Raw genomic sequence first — 16,113 nt, 5'->3', positions numbered from 1 at the left:
CGTACGCCGACGTTCACGGCCCAAGTAATCCCGCATTGAACCTTGTTGACCTGCACCCGACAACACTCGATGCTCAATCGCAGCGTCCGGACGCGCTCCTCCACCACCCCACCCCCCCCGCATGGGAGGAACGCGATGCGCCCCAGAACCAGCAGATACGGCGGCCGCAGACGGCTGTCCGCGCTCGCCCTCGTGGCGGTCGCCCTGGTCGCCGCACCGGCGGCCACGGCCACGGCCGCCCCCGACGATCCGTCCGCTCTCGCCGCCAAGCGCCTGAACATCACGATGCAGGCCCAGCAGAAGACCAACTGGTGCTGGGCGGCGGCAGGCAACACGATCGCCACCTTCTACGGCAAGAAGTACAGCCAGAACCAGTTCTGCAACGCCGCTTTCGGGCGCAGCCAGAGCACCGAGTGCCCCAACTCGCAGGCGACGCTGGGCGACGTGCAGAACGGACTCGACTGGGCAGGCATCAACGCCGGCTCGTACGTCAGCGGCTGGCTGCGCTACCCGACCGTGCAGGCCGAGATCAACGCGGGCCGTCCGGTCGAGACCCGCATCCAGTGGTCGAACGGCGGCGGTCACATGCACGTCCTCTACGGGTACGACGACGCGAGCAGCTGGGTCTACTGGGGCGACCCGTGGCCCTCCAGCGACCGCTACAACTGGGCCTCGCACAGCTGGTACGTCAGCAACAACACCTTCTCCTGGACCCACTCGCTCTACCGGATCGGGGCGTGAGCGCGATGACCCGTCACCCTTCCCGTCCCCTTCCCCGTCACCTGCTGCGGGGCGCGCTCGCCGGCTCGGCGGCCACCCTGCTGCTCGGCCTCGCGGCGCCGTCCGCCGGCGCGGATTCCGGCCCCTCGGACGCCTCGCGTGAGGCGGCCCACGAAGCCGCGGGGGCGTCCGGGACCCTCGACACGCTCTCCCGCTTCTTCGCGCGGGAGGGGGCCGTCAGCAAGGCCGCTGCCGACCCCCGTGTCCAGGGCGACGCCGTACCTGTGCGCTACCTCTCCCCGGAGTTCGTCGCCGGGAAGAAGGGCGCGCAGATCGCCCGCGTGGAGTTCCTCGCCAGCAAAGCGGTCTCCTCCGACGGGCAGGAAGCCTCCTTGTGGACGGTGAAGCAAGGTGGCTCCTGGAAGGTGGTGAACATCGCCACCGGGGACGACGAGACGCACTACGCGCGCGTGGGCGCCGACAAGCTCCCCGGAGGCACCGTTTTCCACGAGCCGCAGATCAATGCCTGGTACGTGCAGGGGCGGGGCCGGGTGCTGCCGCTGGACGCGGACGCGAAGCGTGCCGTGGGCCAGGGCGGGGTCTCGGTCACCGCCTATCAGAAGCGGGTGCACGCCGCGTACGCCGACAAGCTGCCGGGGTCTGCGTACGCGAAGTCCGGCGAGGCGGGGGGCTTCGCCCCGAAGGAGCGGGCCGGGGAGCCCCCGGCGGCTGCCGCGCCCACGGCGGCGGCTTCGGCCGACGGCCCCGTCACGGTGGCCTCCTCCGTGGCCGGAGCGGGAGCCCTGGCCGCCCTCGGCCTCTCCGGGGCGGCCGTCCTGCGCCGCCGCCGCACCCGGCAGCACGGCTGACCTTCCCGGCCTCCGGCCGGGTTTCCCCACCCACCCGCCCTTCAGGGCGGGTGGGCTCAAGGGCGGGGTCAGGCGGAGGCCGAGGCGGCGGGCTGCCGGGTGGGGTGGGGAGGCGGAGGCCCGGGGCGGCGGGGTGGGGACGGCCCCTCCGACAGGAAGCGGTGGTTCAGGCAGGCAGGATTCGTGCGTGGCGCGGACGCCCCCTCCGCCGTGAAAGCGGGCGGCTCAGGGCGGCGGGATCCGGAGGGGGCGGGACACCCCCTCCAACCCCTCACTGTCAGCCCCCGCCAGTAGGGTGTGGAGCATGGCAGACCCCTCCAGCTACCGCCCCAAGCCGGGACAGATCCCCGACTCGCCGGGGGTCTATCGGTTCCGCGACGAACACCGCCGGGTGATCTACGTGGGCAAGGCGAAAAGCCTGCGCCAGCGCCTGGCGAGCTACTTCCAGGACCTCACGAATCTGCACCCGCGCACCGCCACGATGGTGACGACGGCCGCCTCCGTCGAGTGGACCGTGGTCTCCACCGAGGTCGAGGCGCTGCAGCTCGAATACACCTGGATCAAGGAATTCGACCCCCGGTTCAACGTCAAGTACCGCGACGACAAGAGCTATCCGTACCTCGCGGTGACCATGAACGAGGACTTCCCGCGCGTGCAGGTGATGCGCGGCCACAAGAAGAAGGGCGTCCGCTACTTCGGGCCGTACGGCCACGCGTGGGCGATCCGCGACACCGTGGACCTCCTCCTGCGGGTCTTCCCCGTCCGCACCTGCTCGGCCGGAGTCTTCAAGAACGCCGAGCGCACCGGCCGCCCCTGCCTCCTCGGCTACATCGGCAAGTGCGCCGCGCCCTGCGTGGAGCGGGTCTCCCGGGAGGAGCACCGCGAACTCGCCGAGGACTTCTGCGACTTCATGACCGGCCGCACGAACACGTACATCCGCCGTGTCGAGCGGCAGATGGCGGACGCCGCCGAGGACATGGAGTACGAGAGGGCCGCCCGCCTCAGGGATGACGTCGGGGCCCTCAAGAAGGCCATGGAGAAGAGCGCCGTCGTCCTCGCCGACGCCACCGACGCCGACCTCATCGCCCTGGCCGAGGACGAGCTGGAGGCGGCCGTCCAGATCTTCCACGTCCGCGGCGGCCGGGTGCGCGGTCAGCGCGGCTGGGTCACCGACAAAGTCGAGGCGGTCACCAGCGGCGACCTCGTCGAGCACGCCCTCCAGCAGCTGTACGGAGAGGAGAGCGGTGACTCCGTACCGAAGGAAGTACTCGTCCCGGCGCTCCCCGACCCCATAGAACCCGTCCAGGCATGGCTCACCGAGCGCCGCGGGTCGAACGTCTCGCTGCGCATCCCGCAGCGCGGCGACAAGAAGGCGCTCATGGAGACCGTGGCGCGCAACGCACAGCAGTCGCTCGTGCTGCACAAGACCAAGCGCGCCTCCGACCTGACCACGCGTTCCCGCGCCCTGGAGGAGATCGCCGAGGCACTCGAACTGGACAGCGCCCCCCTGCGCATCGAGTGCTACGACATCTCGCATCTGCAGGGTGACGACGTCGTGGCCTCGATGGTCGTCTTCGAGGACGGCCTCGCCCGCAAGAGCGAGTACAGGCGCTTCCAGATCAAGGGCTTCGAGGGCCAGGACGACGTCCGCTCGATGCACGAGGTGCTCACACGCCGCTTCAAGCGCTACCTCTCCGACAAGGAGAAGACGGGGGAGTGGTCCCCCGAGGACGAGCAGGAGAGCCTCACCGAGGAGGACGGCCGCCCCAAGCGCTTCGCCTATCCGCCCCAGCTCGTCGTCGTGGACGGCGGGCAGCCGCAGGTCGCGGCGGCCCAGCGGGCCCTGGACGAGCTCGGCATCGACGACATCGCGGTGTGCGGCCTGGCCAAGCGCCTCGAAGAGGTCTGGGTGCCGGGCGACGACGACCCGGTGATCCTGCCGCGCACCAGCGAGGGGCTGTACCTTCTCCAGCGGGTACGCGACGAGGCGCACCGTTTCGCGATCACGTATCAGCGCGCCAAGCGGGCCAAGCGCTTCAAGGCCGGACCGCTGGACGCCGTGCCGGGCCTCGGCGACGCACGCAAGCAGACGCTGATCAAGCACTTCGGTTCGGTGAAGAGGCTGCGATCCGCGACAATCGACCAGATCTGCGAGGTTCCGGGCATAGGCCGCAAGACGGCCGAGGCCATCATCGTGGCGCTGGCCGGAGCGACTCCCGCCGGCCCCGCCGTGAACACGGCGACCGGAGAGATCATTGAAGACGAGGAGCCCGCGCGCACGGGCACCTCGGAGGACGGCGAGGGGCCCGTCACCGCGGGCACCTCAGAGGAACGACGGGGGCAGGAGCCATGACCGAGCACGACGAAGGCGGCGAGCAAGTGAGTACGGGCACGACCATCACACCAGGTGAGGCCGCCGAGGTGGTCCCCGAGCTGGTGATCATCTCCGGCATGTCGGGAGCCGGACGCAGCACCGCGGCGAAGTGTCTCGAGGACCTCGGCTGGTTCGTCGTCGACAACCTGCCGCCCGCGCTGATCCCCACCATGGTGGAGCTCGGCGCCCGCTCGCAGGGGAACGTCGCCCGCATCGCGGTCGTCGTCGACGTGCGGGGCCGCCGCTTCTTCGACAATCTGCGCCAGTCCCTCGCGGACCTGGAGGCCAAGCACGTCACCCGGCGGATCGTCTTCCTGGAGTCCTCGGACGATGCCCTGGTGCGCCGCTTCGAGTCGGTCCGCCGCCCGCACCCGCTGCAGGGCGACGGCCGCATCGTCGACGGCATCGCGGCCGAGCGCGAGCTCCTGCGCGAGCTGCGCGGCGACGCCGACCTGGTGATCGACACCTCCAGCCTGAACGTGCACGAGCTGCGCGCCAAGATGGACGCCCAGTTCGCGGGCGACGAGGAGCCCGAGCTGCGGGCCACGGTCATGTCGTTCGGCTACAAGTACGGCCTGCCGGTCGACGCCGACCTCGTCGTGGACTGCCGCTTCCTGCCCAATCCGCACTGGGTGCCGGAGCTGCGTCCCTTCACGGGGCTCAACGAAGAGGTGTCCGGCTATGTCTTCAACCAGCCGGGCGCCAAGGAGTTCCTCGACCGGTACGCCGAGCTCCTCCAGCTCATCGCCGCGGGATACCGCCGCGAGGGCAAGCGTTACGTGACGATCGCGGTCGGCTGTACGGGCGGCAAGCACCGCTCCGTGGCCATGTCGGAGAAGCTCGCGGCGCGCCTCGTGTCCGAGGGCGTCGAGACCGTCCTCGTCCATCGGGACATGGGGCGAGAGTGAAGTCCTCCCTGCGGCTGAACCGTCTGGGCCGCAAGCGGGGCACTCAGCCCAAGGTCGTGGCGCTCGGCGGCGGGATGGGCCTGTCCGCCTCGCTCGCCGGGCTGCGCCGCATCACCGGTGACCTCACCGCCGTGGTCACCGTCGCCGACGACGGCGGCTCCAGCGGGCGGCTGCGCGACGAACTGGGCGTGCTGCCCCCGGGCGACCTGCGCAAGGCGCTCGCCGCGCTGTGCGGGGACGACGACTGGGGCCAGACGTGGTCCCGTGTCATCCAGCACCGCTTCCAGTCCAAGGGCGACCTGCACGAGCACGCGGTGGGCAATCTGCTGATCGTCGCCCTGTGGGAGCAGCTCGGCGACCATGTGCAGGCCCTGGACCTGGTCGGCAAGCTCCTCGGCGCGCACGGCCGCGTGCTGCCCATGTCGGCGGTGCCGCTGGAGCTGCAGGCCCTGGTCAAGGGGCACGACCCGGAGCGTCCGGACGAGGTGGACACTGTGCGCGGGCAGGCCACGGTGGCGCTCACCCCGGGCGAGGTGCAGTCCGTGCACCTCGTCCCGCACGACCCGCCGGCCGTCCCCGAAGCGGTCGCCGCGGTGCTCGACGCGGACTGGGTGGTGCTCGGCCCCGGCTCCTGGTTCTCCTCGGTGATCCCGCATCTCCTTGTCCCCGAACTGCTCGACGCGCTGATCCAGACGAAGGCCCGCAGGGTCCTCTCGCTCAACCTCGCGCCGCAACCCGGTGAAACCGATGGCTTCTCTCCGCAGCGTCATTTGGAGGTTTTGGCCCGACACGCCCCTAAACTCGCCCTGGACGTGGTGCTGGCCGACGACGCCGCCGTGCCCGACCGTGAGTCACTCACCGATGCCGCCAAGCGGCTCGGCGCCACGGTCGAGCTGGCGCCGGTGGCCAGGCACGATGGCACTCCGAGGCACGATCCGGAGCTCCTGGCCACCGCGTACGACCGTATTTTTCGGATGCATGGAAGGATCGGCCCATGGCGATGACGGCAGCGGTGAAGGACGAGATCTCCCGGCTTCCCGTCACCCGGACCTGCTGCAGGAAGGCAGAGGTCTCGGCCATCCTGCGGTTCGCGGGCGGCCTTCACCTGGTGAGCGGCCGCATCGTGATCGAGGCGGAGCTGGACACGGCGATGGCCGCGCGACGGCTGAAGCGGGACATTCTCGAGATCTTCGGGCACAGCTCGGAGCTGATCGTGATGGCCCCCGGCGGGCTGCGGCGCGGTTCGCGCTACGTCGTTCGGGTGGTTGCGGGCGGCGATCAGCTGGCCCGCCAGACGGGTCTCGTGGACGGCCGGGGACGCCCCATCAGAGGGCTGCCGCCACAGGTGGTCTCGGGGGCCACCTGTGACGCCGAGGCCGCGTGGCGCGGGGCGTTCCTCGCGCACGGATCGCTGACCGAGCCGGGCCGCTCCTCCTCCCTGGAGGTCACCTGCCCGGGACCGGAGGCCGCCCTCGCCCTGGTCGGCGCCGCGCGCAGACTGCAGATCGGGGCCAAGGCCCGTGAGGTGCGCGGCGTGGACCGCGTGGTCGTCCGGGACGGTGACGCGATCGGCGCCCTGCTCACCCGGCTCGGCGCCCACGAGTCGGTGCTCGCCTGGGAGGAGCGGCGGATGCGCCGCGAGGTGCGCGCCACCGCCAACCGCCTGGCCAACTTCGACGACGCCAACCTGCGCCGCTCGGCCCGCGCGGCCGTCGCCGCCGGCGCCCGTGTGCAGCGCGCCCTGGAGATCCTCGGCGACGAGGTCCCCGAGCACCTCGCGGCGGCCGGACGGCTGCGCATGGAGCACAAGCAGGCCTCCCTGGAGGAGCTGGGCGCGCTCGCCGACCCGGCGCTGACGAAGGACGCGGTCGCGGGCCGCATCCGCCGGCTGCTCGCCATGGCGGACAAGCGGGCGCAGGACCTGGGGATTCCGGGTACGGAGTCCAACCTGAGCGAGGAGCTCGCCGACAACATGGCGGTCTGACCGCCGTCGTACGCAAGGAAGCCGCCGGGGCCGTGGAGGCCCCGGCGGCTTCTTCGCGCCCTCTCCCGCCCGACCCTTCGCTTCTGACCCTTCACGCCATATTGACATGATCATGAAGTGTCACGAGCCTGGCGTTCGCGCACAAATGTGCCGGACAACCGCAAGGGGGGCTCATGAGACCAAGAGGTAGATCCAAAAGATCCAGAGCCGGTTTCAGATCCGTCGTCGCCGCGGGCGCACTGCTCGTCGGCGGCCTTGTCGCAGTGCCGCACGCCCAGGCCGACAGCGGGGCCAAGGCGCCGGCCGCCGACGACCCGGCGGCCGTGAAGGTCTACGAGGCCGTGGTCACCGAGAAGCAGATCCCGATCCTCGTCGAGGCGGGCCAGGACGCCCACGAGCTCGCGGGGCAGACCCGCGAAAGCGGCGCCGCCCGCGTCGAGGTCTATCTGACCGAGGCACAGGCCAAGGGCGTCGAGCACGAGGGCGTGAAGCTCACCGAGCAGAAGGTCTCGGCCAGTACGCAGCAGAAGCTCAAGGCCGCAGGGGACGGCGTCTTCCGCCCGTACAGCGGCAAGGGCGGCCTCAAGGAGGAGATCGTCAAGACCGGTCAGGCCCACCCGGGCCTCACCAAGGTCGTCTCCATCGGCAAGACGCTGGGCGGGCAGGACATCCTCGCCCTGAAGCTCTCCAAGGGCGCGAGCAAGTCCAAGGACGGCTCCAAGCCGTCCACGCTCTACATGTCCAACCAGCACGCGCGCGAGTGGATCACCCCCGAGATGACCCGCCGCCTGATGCACCACTACCTGGACAACTACGGCAAGGACCAGCGCATCACCAAGCTCGTGAACACCACCGAGCTGTGGTTCGTGCTCTCCGCCAACCCCGACGGGTACGACTTCACGCACGCCGCCGACGGTGACCGCCAGTGGCGCAAGAACCTCCGCGACATCGACGGCGACGGCAAGATCGCGGCGGGCGACGGCGTCGACCTCAACCGCAACTTCGCCTACAAGTGGGGCTACGACAACGAGGGCTCGTCCCCGGCGCCCTCCTCGGAGACCTACCGCGGCACGGGCCCCATGTCCGAGCCCGAGACCAAGGCGCTCGACCGCTTCCAGAAGCGCATCGGCTTCGAGTACGGCATCAACTACCACTCCGCGGCCGAACTGCTCCTCTACGGAGTGGGCTGGCAGGTCGCCACGCCGACCCCGGACGACGTCCTCTACAAGGCGCTGAACGGCACCCCGGAGAAGCCCGCCGTCCCCGGCTACCACCCGCAGGTCGCATCGGAGCTCTACACCACCAACGGCGAGGCGGACGGCCACGCGGGCAACATCAACGGCATCTCGATGTTCACGCCGGAGATGTCCACCTGCCAGACCGTCTCGAACCTCGACCCGAACGACCCCTGGAAGCCCGAGGAGTGCGCCTCGATCTTCACCTTCCCGGACGACGAGAAACTGATCCAGCAGGAGTTCGCGAAGAACGTCCCGTTCGCGCTCGCCGTCGCCGAGACCGCCACCCACCCCGACCAGCCGGTCTCCGTCAGCGGCATCGAGGCCCCCGACTTCACCCCTGACACCTTCACGGAGTCGTACGCACGCGGCGGTGACCAGGAGGTAGCCGTCACCGCGCGGAAGTCGGTGCGCGACAAGGAGCTCAACTACCGCGTCAACGGCGGCCGTACGCATGACGAGGACCTCAGGGCCTGGAAGGGCGGCGAGACCTACGGCGGTGAGGACAACCTCCACTTCGACCAGTACCGCGCCGAGATCGAGGACACGCGCGCGGGCGACAAGGTCGAGGTGTGGTTCACCGGCCGCAACAAGAAGGGCCGCACGGAGAGCCCGCACTTCACGTACACCGTCGCCGAGCGGGCCAAGGCGAACACCCTCGTCGTCGCCGAGGAGGGCGCCACGGCGAAGCAGGCCCAGAAGTACGTCGACGCCCTGAAGGCCAACGGCCGTTCGGCCGTGGTGTGGGACGTCGCCGAGAAGGGCACCCCGCATCCGCTCGGCGTCCTGTCGCACTTCTCCGCGGTCGTGCACTACACCGGCGACCCGGTGCCCGGCGCGGCCACCCAACTCGCCCTGCGCGCCTACCTCAACGAGGGCGGCAAGCTGATCGAGTCCGGTGAGCGCGCCGGCGGCAACGTGGACCTCGGTGACGCGCTCACCGACGACTTCGCGCAGTACTACCTCGGTGCGTACGAACGCCTTTCCGCACCCGGCGCCAACAGCTTCGAGGGCAGCGGCGCGCTCGACGGCGTCAAGACCCCGCTGGCGGCGGCCGAGTCCAACCCCCTGGACAAGGCGGGCCGTTACACCGTCACGTCCGACAGCCTGCCCGCCGACGAGTTCCCGCAGTTCAAGAGCGCGGCGGCAGGCAGCTACCCGGGGCTCGCCAACCCGTACGCACCCTTCGAGGGCCAGGGCATGGCCTCCGCCTCCCACGCCGACCAGGACTGGAAGCGGCTGACCCGCACCATCGACCTGACCGGCGTCACGGCCGCGGACCAGCCGCAGCTGCGGTTCCAGCTCAACTGGAACCTGGAGACCGGTTACGACCACGGCGTCCTGGAGGCGCACACCACCGGCAACGACGACTGGACCACGCTGCCGGACTCGAACGGCAACTCGTCCCAGGCCGTGCCCGCCGAGTGCGGGGCCGGGTTCTTCATCAACGGCCACCCGTTCCTGCGCCACTACCTGACGCAGTCGGCCACCGGCTGCACGGCGTCCGGCACCAGTGGCGCCTGGAACAGCTTCACCGGGTCCTCCGGCGGCTGGAAGCCCGTCTCCTTCGACCTGAGCGCCTACGCGGGCAAGACGATCGAGGTGTCCCTGAGCTCCATCACCGACCCCTCCAGCGGGGGCCGCGGGCTCTTTGCGGACAACGCTCAGCTTGTGATAGGGGGCAACGCCACGCAGACCGAGGGATTCGAGGCCTCGCTGGGCACCTGGGCGGTCGCTCCGGCACCCCCCGGAAGCCCCAACATCACGGGTGACTGGGCCCGTACGGGAGAGCTCTACAAGCCCTATGCGGCCGTCACAGCGCGTGACAGCGTGCTGCTCGGCTTCGGGTTCGAGCATGTACCCGGAAATGCCGAACGGGCCGCTCTTATGGGCGCATCCCTTGCACATCTGCGCCGCTGACGCTGCGTAATCAAAGCCCAGATCGTGGTGGCTCGTGCTCCCTACTCGGGAGTACGGGCCACCGTGCCGTCCGGGCCCCCTGTCGATGTCACCCAAAGGCCATCAGAGAGGTAGGGTCGGAGGCGGTCGGGGACATCCCATACAACTCGCCGGCGTCTGAAACCGGCGTACCAACGAGGAGATCGGTTCGTGACGATCCGCGTAGGCATCAACGGCTTCGGCCGCATCGGGCGCAACTACTTCCGGGCGCTGCTTGAGCAGGGTGCGGACATCGAGATCGTGGCTGTCAACGACCTGGGTGACACCGCGACTACCGCGCACCTTCTGAAGTACGACACCATCCTGGGCCGTCTCAAGGCCGAGGTGTCGCACACCGAGGACACCATCACGGTCGACGGCCACACCATCAAGGTGCTGTCCGAGCGCAACCCCGCCGACATCCCGTGGGGCGAGCTGAACGTCGACATCGTGATCGAGTCGACGGGCATCTTCACCAAGAAGGCCGACGCCGAGAAGCACATCGCCGGTGGCGCGAAGAAGGTCCTCATCTCGGCTCCGGCCAAGGACGAGGACATCACCATCGTGATGGGCGTCAACCAGGACAAGTACGACGCGGCCAACCACCACGTCATCTCGAACGCGTCCTGCACCACCAACTGTGTGGCGCCGATGGCGAAGGTTCTCGACGAGAACTTCGGCATCGTCAAGGGCCTGATGACGACGGTCCACGCGTACACCAACGACCAGCGCATCCTGGACTTCCCGCACTCGGACCTGCGTCGCGCCCGCGCCGCCGCCGAGAACATCATTCCGACCACGACCGGTGCCGCCAAGGCCACCGCCCTGGTCCTTCCGCAGCTCAAGGGCAAGCTCGACGGCATCGCGATGCGCGTCCCGGTCCCGACCGGTTCCGCCACCGACCTCGTCGTCGACCTGCAGCGTGACGTCACCAAGGACGAGGTCAACGCCGCGTTCAAGAAGGCCGCCGACGACGGCGACCTGAAGGGCATCCTCTTCTACACCGAGGACCCAATCGTTTCCTCTGACATCGTCAGCGACCCTGCCTCTTGCACCTTCGACTCCTCCCTGACCATGGTCCAGGAGGGCAAGACGGTGAAGATCCTCGGCTGGTACGACAACGAGTGGGGCTACTCCAACCGCCTCGTCGACCTCACGGTCTTCGTCGGCGGTCAGCTCTGATCAGCAGAGCAGACACCTCGATGTGAACACAGGGTCCGGACCGCGCAATACTGCGTGGTCCGGGCCTTGTCGCACGTCAGCCCTCTAAGGAGTCCTGGAGTCCAGCCATGAAGACGATCGACGAACTTCTCGCCGAAGGGGTCGAAGGCAAGCGGGTCTTCGTCCGCGCCGACCTCAATGTGCCGCTCGCCGACGGCACCATCACCGACGACGGCCGCATCCGCGCCGTCCTGCCGACCGTCACCAAGCTCGCCGGAGCGGGCGCCAAGGTGATCGTCGCCTCGCACCTCGGCCGCCCCAAGGGCGCCCCGGACCCGGTGTTCTCGCTGCTTCCCGCCGCCGAGCGCCTCGGTGAACTCCTCGGCAAGCCCGTCGCGTTCGCCCAGGACACCGTCGGCCCCGCCGCGCACGACGCGGTGGACGGTCTCGAGCCCGGCCAGGTCGCCGTCATCGAGAACCTCCGCTTCAACGCGGGCGAGACGTCCAAGGACGACACCGAGCGCGGCGAGTTCGCCGACAAGCTCGCCGCCCTCGCGGATGTGTACGTGGGCGACGGCTTCGGCGCCGTGCACCGCAAGCACGCCTCCGTCTTCGACCTCCCGGCGCGCCTGCCGCACTACGCGGGCTACCTCATCGCCACCGAGGTCGGCGTCCTGAAGAAGCTCACCGAGGACGTCAGGCGTCCGTACGTCGTCGCGCTCGGCGGCGCCAAGGTCTCCGACAAGCTGGCCGTCATCGACCAGCTGCTCGGCAAGGCCGACCGCCTCCTGATCGGCGGCGGCATGGCGTACACCTTCCTCAAGGCACAGGGCCACGAGGTCGGCATCTCCCTCCTCCAGGAGGACCAGGTCCCGACCGTCAAGGAGTACATCAAGCGGGCCGAGGACAGCGGCGTCGAGCTGGTCCTGCCCGTCGACGTCCTGGTCTCCACGGAGTTCCCGGACCTGAAGACCAAGGCCCCGGCCAACCCCACCACGGTCGCCGCGGACGCCATCCCGGCCGACCAGGAGGGTCTCGACATCGGTCCCGAGACCCGTAAGCTCTACGCCTCGAAGCTCGCCGACGCGGCCACCGTCTTCTGGAACGGTCCGATGGGCGTCTTCGAGCACCCCGACTACGCCGAGGGCACCAAGGCGGTCGCCCAGGCCCTCCTCGACTCCCCGGCCTTCACGGTCGTCGGCGGTGGCGACTCCGCCGCGGCCGTCCGGACCCTGGGCTTCGACGAGAACGCATTCGGCCACATTTCCACCGGCGGCGGCGCCTCCCTCGAATACCTCGAGGGCAAGACGCTCCCCGGCCTCGCCGCACTGGAGAACTGACACCTGATGACTACGCGTACCCCGCTGATGGCGGGCAACTGGAAGATGAACCTCAACCACCTCGAGGCCATCGCCCACGTCCAGAAGCTCGCCTTCGCCCTGGCCGACAAGGACTACGACGCCGTCGAGGTCGCCGTCCTGCCCCCCTTCACCGACCTGCGTTCGGTGCAGACCCTGGTCGACGGCGACAAGCTCAAGATCAAGTACGGCGCGCAGGACATCTCGGCGCACGACTCCGGTGCCTACACCGGCGAGATCTCGGGCCCGATGCTCTCCAAGCTGAAGTGCACGTACGTGGCCGTGGGCCACTCCGAGCGCCGTCAGTACCACGACGAGAGCGACGAGATCTGCAACGCGAAGGTGAAGGCCGCCTACAAGCACGGCCTGACCCCGATCCTCTGCATCGGCGAGGGCCTCGACATCCGTGAGGCCGGCCAGCAGATCGAGTACACCCTCGCCCAGCTCGACGGCGGTCTGAAGGACCTCCCCGCCGAGCAGGCCGAGTCCATTGTCATCGCGTACGAGCCGGTGTGGGCCATCGGCACCGGCAAGGTCGCGACCCCCGAGGACGCCCAGGAGGTGTGCGGCGCGATCCGCGGCCGCCTCGCCGAGCTGTACTCGCAGGAGCTCGCCGACAAGGTGCGCATCCAGTACGGCGGCTCCGTGAAGTCCGGCAACGTGGCCGCGATCATGGCGCAGCCCGATGTCGACGGCGCCCTCGTGGGCGGCGCGGCACTCGACTCGGACGAGTTCGTCAAGATCGTCCGGTTCCGCGACCAGTGAGTATGCGGTAGCGCCGTTACGTCGTACCCTTGCGGGGGCCGGGCGGCTTCGCTCAGCGAGGCACCGGCCCCCGTCGTCTATCCAGATCCGAGGAAGTTGGTCCAGCCGTGGTTATGGGGTTCTCGATCGCCCTGATCGTCTTCAGTGGGCTGATGATGCTGCTGGTGCTGATGCACAAGGGCAAGGGCGGCGGTCTCTCCGACATGTTCGGTGGCGGCATGCAGTCTTCCGTCGGCGGCTCGTCGGTCGCCGAGCGCAACCTCGACCGCATCACTGTCGTGGTCGGTCTTCTCTGGTTCGCGTGCATTGTCGTGCTCGGCCTGTTGATGAAGGTGAACAACTGACCGCGAAAGCGGCTTGATTGCCACCTTGCGAAAGCTTCGCTTAAAGCCCCATGTACGGTGCGCGCCGCACGGCGCGGATTATCATGGGGCTTGCGTCTCGGGGCGGGGTGTAACTCCAAACACTGGACGCGCGTTGGGCCTTACGTAGACTGAGGCGCCCGCAGCAGCACCATCACGCAGGGAGTTACGACCGTGGCAAGTGGCAACGCGATCCGAGGAAGTCGGGTCGGGGCGGGGCCGATGGGCGAGGCCGAGCGCGGTGAGTCCGCGCCGCGTCTGCGCATCTCCTTCTGGTGCTCCAACGGGCACGAGACGGTTCCCAGCTTCGCCAGCGACGCGCAGGTCCCCGATACCTGGGACTGCCCCCGCTGCGGCTTCCCGGCAGGTCAGGACCGGGACAACCCGCCGGACCCGCCCCGCACCGAGCCGTACAAGACGCACCTGGCGTACGTACGAGAGCGGCGCACCGACGCTGACGGCGAGGCGATTCTCGCGGAGGCGCTGGCCAAACTGCGGGGCGAGATCTAGGGCGTGTGAAGGGCCGGACATCAGTGGATGTCCGGCCGCTGTGTTTTTCACGCGGCGTTTACCGGCACGTGTGCGGACAGACAGCTTCAGAGATCTCATATCGGGCCCTGATCAATTAGGTTGGAACGTGCAGCGGGGCAAGGTACGTACACAGGTACGAGAGAAGGCTGAAGTCCGAGATGAACGCAGAAAGCCGCGCCAGGCTCAACCAGACGCCCGAATGGGCGGCGATCGGCAAGCACCGGGAGCAGCTGGGGGAGGTGCAGTTGCGTGATCTTTTCGCCAAGGACCCGGCGCGCGGCACGCAGTACACGCTCCAGGTCGGCGACCTGCACGTCGACTACTCCAAGCACCTCGTCACGGACGAGACGCTGACGCTGCTGCGCGAGCTCGCCGCGGCCACCGACGTCTTCGGCCTGCGGGACGCCATGTTCCGCGGCGAGAAGATCAACACCACCGAGGACCGCGCGGTCCTGCACACGGCGTTGCGCGCCCCGCGGGACGCGGTGATCGAGGTCGACGGCGAGAACGTGGTGCCGGCGGTGCACGCCGTGCTCGACAAGATGAGCGTCTTCGCGGACAAGGTCCGCTCCGGCGAGTGGACCGGGCACACCGGCAAGCGCATCAAGAACATCGTGAACGTCGGCATCGGCGGCTCGGACCTCGGCCCCGCCATGGCGTACGAGGCGCTGCGCTCGTTCACCGACCGCGACCTCACCGTGCGCTTCGTGTCGAACGTCGACGGCGCCGACCTGCACGAGGCCGTGCGGGACCTGGACCCGGCCGAGACGCTGTTCGTCATCGCCTCGAAGACGTTCACCACGATCGAGACGATCACGAACGCGACCTCGGCACGCGACTGGCTCCTGACCGGCCTGCGCGCCGACCAGAACGCCGTCGCCAAGCACTTCGTGGCCCTGTCGACGAACGCCGAGAAGGTCTCCGACTTCGGCATCGACACGGCCAACATGTTCGAGTTCTGGGACTGGGTCGGCGGCCGCTACTCGTACGACTCGGCGATCGGTCTCGCGCTGATGATCGCGATCGGCCCGGACGCCTTCCGTCAGATGCTGGCCGGCTTCCACCTGGTCGACGAGCACTTCCGCACCGCGCCCGCCGAGTCCAACGTGCCTTTGCTGCTCGGCCTGTTGGGCATCTGGTACGGCAACTTCCACGACGCCCAGTCGCACGCGGTCCTGCCGTACTCGCACTACCTCTCCAAGTTCACCGCCTACCTCCAGCAGCTGGACATGGAGTCCAACGGCAAGTCCGTGAGCCGTGACGGCGAGCCGGTGGACTGGCAGACGGGCCCGGTCGTCTGGGGCACCCCGGGCACCAACGGCCAGCACGCGTACTACCAACTGATCCACCAGGGAACGAAGTTGATCCCGGCGGACTTCATCGGCTTCGCCGAGCCCGTCGCCGATCTGCTGCCGGGGCTTGTCGCCCAGCACGACCTCCTGATGGCCAACTTCTTCGCGCAGACGCAGGCGTTGGCCTTCGGCAAGACGCCCGACGAGGTGCGGGCCGAGGGGGTGCCGGACGAGCTCGTCCCGCACAAGACATTCAAGGGCAACCACCCGACGACGACGATCCTCGCCAAGGAGCTGACACCGTCGGTTCTCGGTCAACTCATCGCGCTCTACGAACACAAGGTGTTCGTGCAGGGCGCCGTGTGGAACATCGACTCCTTCGACCAGTGGGGCGTCGAGCTCGGCAAGGTCCTCGCCAAGCGCATCGAGCCGGCCCTGACGGAGGGTGCCGACGTGGCGGACCTCGACGGGTCGACGACGGCACTTGTCGCCAAGTACCGGACGCTGCGCGGCCGTTGATGCACTGAACGCGAGCCGGCCCGGTCCACCGGAAGGTGGACCCACGATGCGGATGTCGGGGGTGTCCAGGGCGGTCGGGAGCGCGTAGCCGGTGAGG

General features: G+C 69.1%; 13 protein-coding genes. All 13 read left to right on the top strand.

Annotated elements, in window-relative coordinates; genetic code table 11:
- Nucleotides 1-135: 135 nt before the first annotated feature.
- The 13 genes from AB0I66_RS13930 to pgi all read left to right on the top strand — a co-directional run bounded on the left by AB0I66_RS13930 (nucleotide 136) and on the right by pgi (nucleotide 16,016).
- The gene (locus AB0I66_RS13930) at nucleotides 136-741 is read left to right on the top strand and encodes a papain-like cysteine protease family protein (RefSeq protein WP_363208060.1); all 606 of its coding nucleotides are present in this window, start codon (nucleotides 136-138) and stop codon (nucleotides 739-741) included.
- A gap of 5 nt (nucleotides 742-746) precedes the next feature.
- Nucleotides 747-1,589: a hypothetical protein gene (locus AB0I66_RS13925; protein ID WP_363208666.1), complete on the top strand. Its 843-nt coding sequence runs from the start codon at nucleotides 747-749 to the stop codon at nucleotides 1,587-1,589.
- A gap of 304 nt (nucleotides 1,590-1,893) precedes the next feature.
- Entirely contained in the window at nucleotides 1,894-3,942 is a 2,049-nt protein-coding gene (uvrC, locus tag AB0I66_RS13920) for an excinuclease ABC subunit UvrC (RefSeq protein ID WP_363208059.1), read from the top strand.
- Nucleotides 3,939-4,871: an RNase adapter RapZ gene (gene rapZ / locus AB0I66_RS13915; protein ID WP_363208058.1), complete on the top strand. Its 933-nt coding sequence runs from the start codon at nucleotides 3,939-3,941 to the stop codon at nucleotides 4,869-4,871. Before uvrC ends, rapZ begins: the two co-directional genes overlap by 4 nt.
- Complete coding sequence (yvcK, locus tag AB0I66_RS13910) at nucleotides 4,868-5,875, top strand: uridine diphosphate-N-acetylglucosamine-binding protein YvcK (protein ID WP_363208057.1); 1,008 nt, start codon at nucleotides 4,868-4,870, stop codon at nucleotides 5,873-5,875. Before rapZ ends, yvcK begins: the two co-directional genes overlap by 4 nt.
- Nucleotides 5,866-6,855, top strand: coding sequence for a DNA-binding protein WhiA (whiA, locus tag AB0I66_RS13905; RefSeq protein WP_363208056.1), 990 nt, complete (start codon nucleotides 5,866-5,868; stop codon nucleotides 6,853-6,855). The genes yvcK and whiA overlap by 10 nt, the downstream gene beginning before the upstream one ends.
- A gap of 173 nt (nucleotides 6,856-7,028) precedes the next feature.
- Complete coding sequence (locus AB0I66_RS13900) at nucleotides 7,029-10,010, top strand: M14 family zinc carboxypeptidase (protein ID WP_363208055.1); 2,982 nt, start codon at nucleotides 7,029-7,031, stop codon at nucleotides 10,008-10,010.
- Nucleotides 10,011-10,199: 189 nt separating this feature from the next.
- The gene (gene gap, locus AB0I66_RS13895) at nucleotides 10,200-11,210 is read left to right on the top strand and encodes a type I glyceraldehyde-3-phosphate dehydrogenase (RefSeq protein ID WP_363208054.1); all 1,011 of its coding nucleotides are present in this window, start codon (nucleotides 10,200-10,202) and stop codon (nucleotides 11,208-11,210) included.
- A gap of 107 nt (nucleotides 11,211-11,317) precedes the next feature.
- Entirely contained in the window at nucleotides 11,318-12,529 is a 1,212-nt protein-coding gene (locus AB0I66_RS13890) for a phosphoglycerate kinase (RefSeq protein ID WP_363208053.1), read from the top strand.
- A gap of 6 nt (nucleotides 12,530-12,535) precedes the next feature.
- Nucleotides 12,536-13,312, top strand: a complete 777-nt coding sequence (gene tpiA, locus AB0I66_RS13885) for a triose-phosphate isomerase (protein ID WP_363208052.1) — start codon at nucleotides 12,536-12,538, stop codon at nucleotides 13,310-13,312.
- 113 nt (nucleotides 13,313-13,425) lie between these two features.
- Nucleotides 13,426-13,656, top strand: a complete 231-nt coding sequence (gene secG / locus AB0I66_RS13880) for a preprotein translocase subunit SecG (protein ID WP_067430519.1) — start codon at nucleotides 13,426-13,428, stop codon at nucleotides 13,654-13,656.
- 192 nt (nucleotides 13,657-13,848) lie between these two features.
- Nucleotides 13,849-14,184 carry an RNA polymerase-binding protein RbpA gene (locus AB0I66_RS13875; protein WP_363208051.1) on the top strand — a complete coding sequence of 112 codons (336 nt, stop codon included), beginning with the start codon at nucleotides 13,849-13,851 and terminating at the stop codon, nucleotides 14,182-14,184.
- 179 nt (nucleotides 14,185-14,363) lie between these two features.
- On the top strand, nucleotides 14,364-16,016 hold the full coding sequence (gene pgi / locus AB0I66_RS13870; protein WP_363208050.1) for a glucose-6-phosphate isomerase: 1,653 nt from the start codon (nucleotides 14,364-14,366) through the stop codon (nucleotides 16,014-16,016).
- Nucleotides 16,017-16,113 lie beyond the last annotated feature (97 nt).

The sequence above is a fragment of the Streptomyces sp. NPDC050439 genome, from assembly GCF_040655335.1.
GTDB lineage: Bacteria > Actinomycetota > Actinomycetes > Streptomycetales > Streptomycetaceae > Streptomyces.
Note: the sequence above shows the minus strand (reverse complement) of the source record. Positions and strands in the feature narration are given on the sequence as shown.

What these genes read in the sequence shown, in the direction of transcription:
- AB0I66_RS13900 (WP_363208055.1), top strand. Translation starts at nt 7,029, where the DNA reads ATGAGACCAAGAGGTAGATCCAAAAGATCCAGAGCCGGTTTCAGATCC.
- tpiA (WP_363208052.1), top strand. Translation starts at nt 12,536, where the DNA reads ATGACTACGCGTACCCCGCTGATGGCGGGCAACTGGAAGATGAACCTC.
- secG (WP_067430519.1), top strand. Translation starts at nt 13,426, where the DNA reads ATGGGGTTCTCGATCGCCCTGATCGTCTTCAGTGGGCTGATGATGCTG.
- uvrC (WP_363208059.1), top strand. Translation starts at nt 1,894, where the DNA reads ATGGCAGACCCCTCCAGCTACCGCCCCAAGCCGGGACAGATCCCCGAC.
- AB0I66_RS13890 (WP_363208053.1), top strand. Translation starts at nt 11,318, where the DNA reads ATGAAGACGATCGACGAACTTCTCGCCGAAGGGGTCGAAGGCAAGCGG.
- whiA (WP_363208056.1), top strand. Translation starts at nt 5,866, where the DNA reads ATGGCGATGACGGCAGCGGTGAAGGACGAGATCTCCCGGCTTCCCGTC.
- AB0I66_RS13925 (WP_363208666.1), top strand. Translation starts at nt 747, where the DNA reads ATGACCCGTCACCCTTCCCGTCCCCTTCCCCGTCACCTGCTGCGGGGC.
- rapZ (WP_363208058.1), top strand. Translation starts at nt 3,939, where the DNA reads ATGACCGAGCACGACGAAGGCGGCGAGCAAGTGAGTACGGGCACGACC.
- pgi (WP_363208050.1), top strand. Translation starts at nt 14,364, where the DNA reads ATGAACGCAGAAAGCCGCGCCAGGCTCAACCAGACGCCCGAATGGGCG.
- AB0I66_RS13930 (WP_363208060.1), top strand. Translation starts at nt 136, where the DNA reads ATGCGCCCCAGAACCAGCAGATACGGCGGCCGCAGACGGCTGTCCGCG.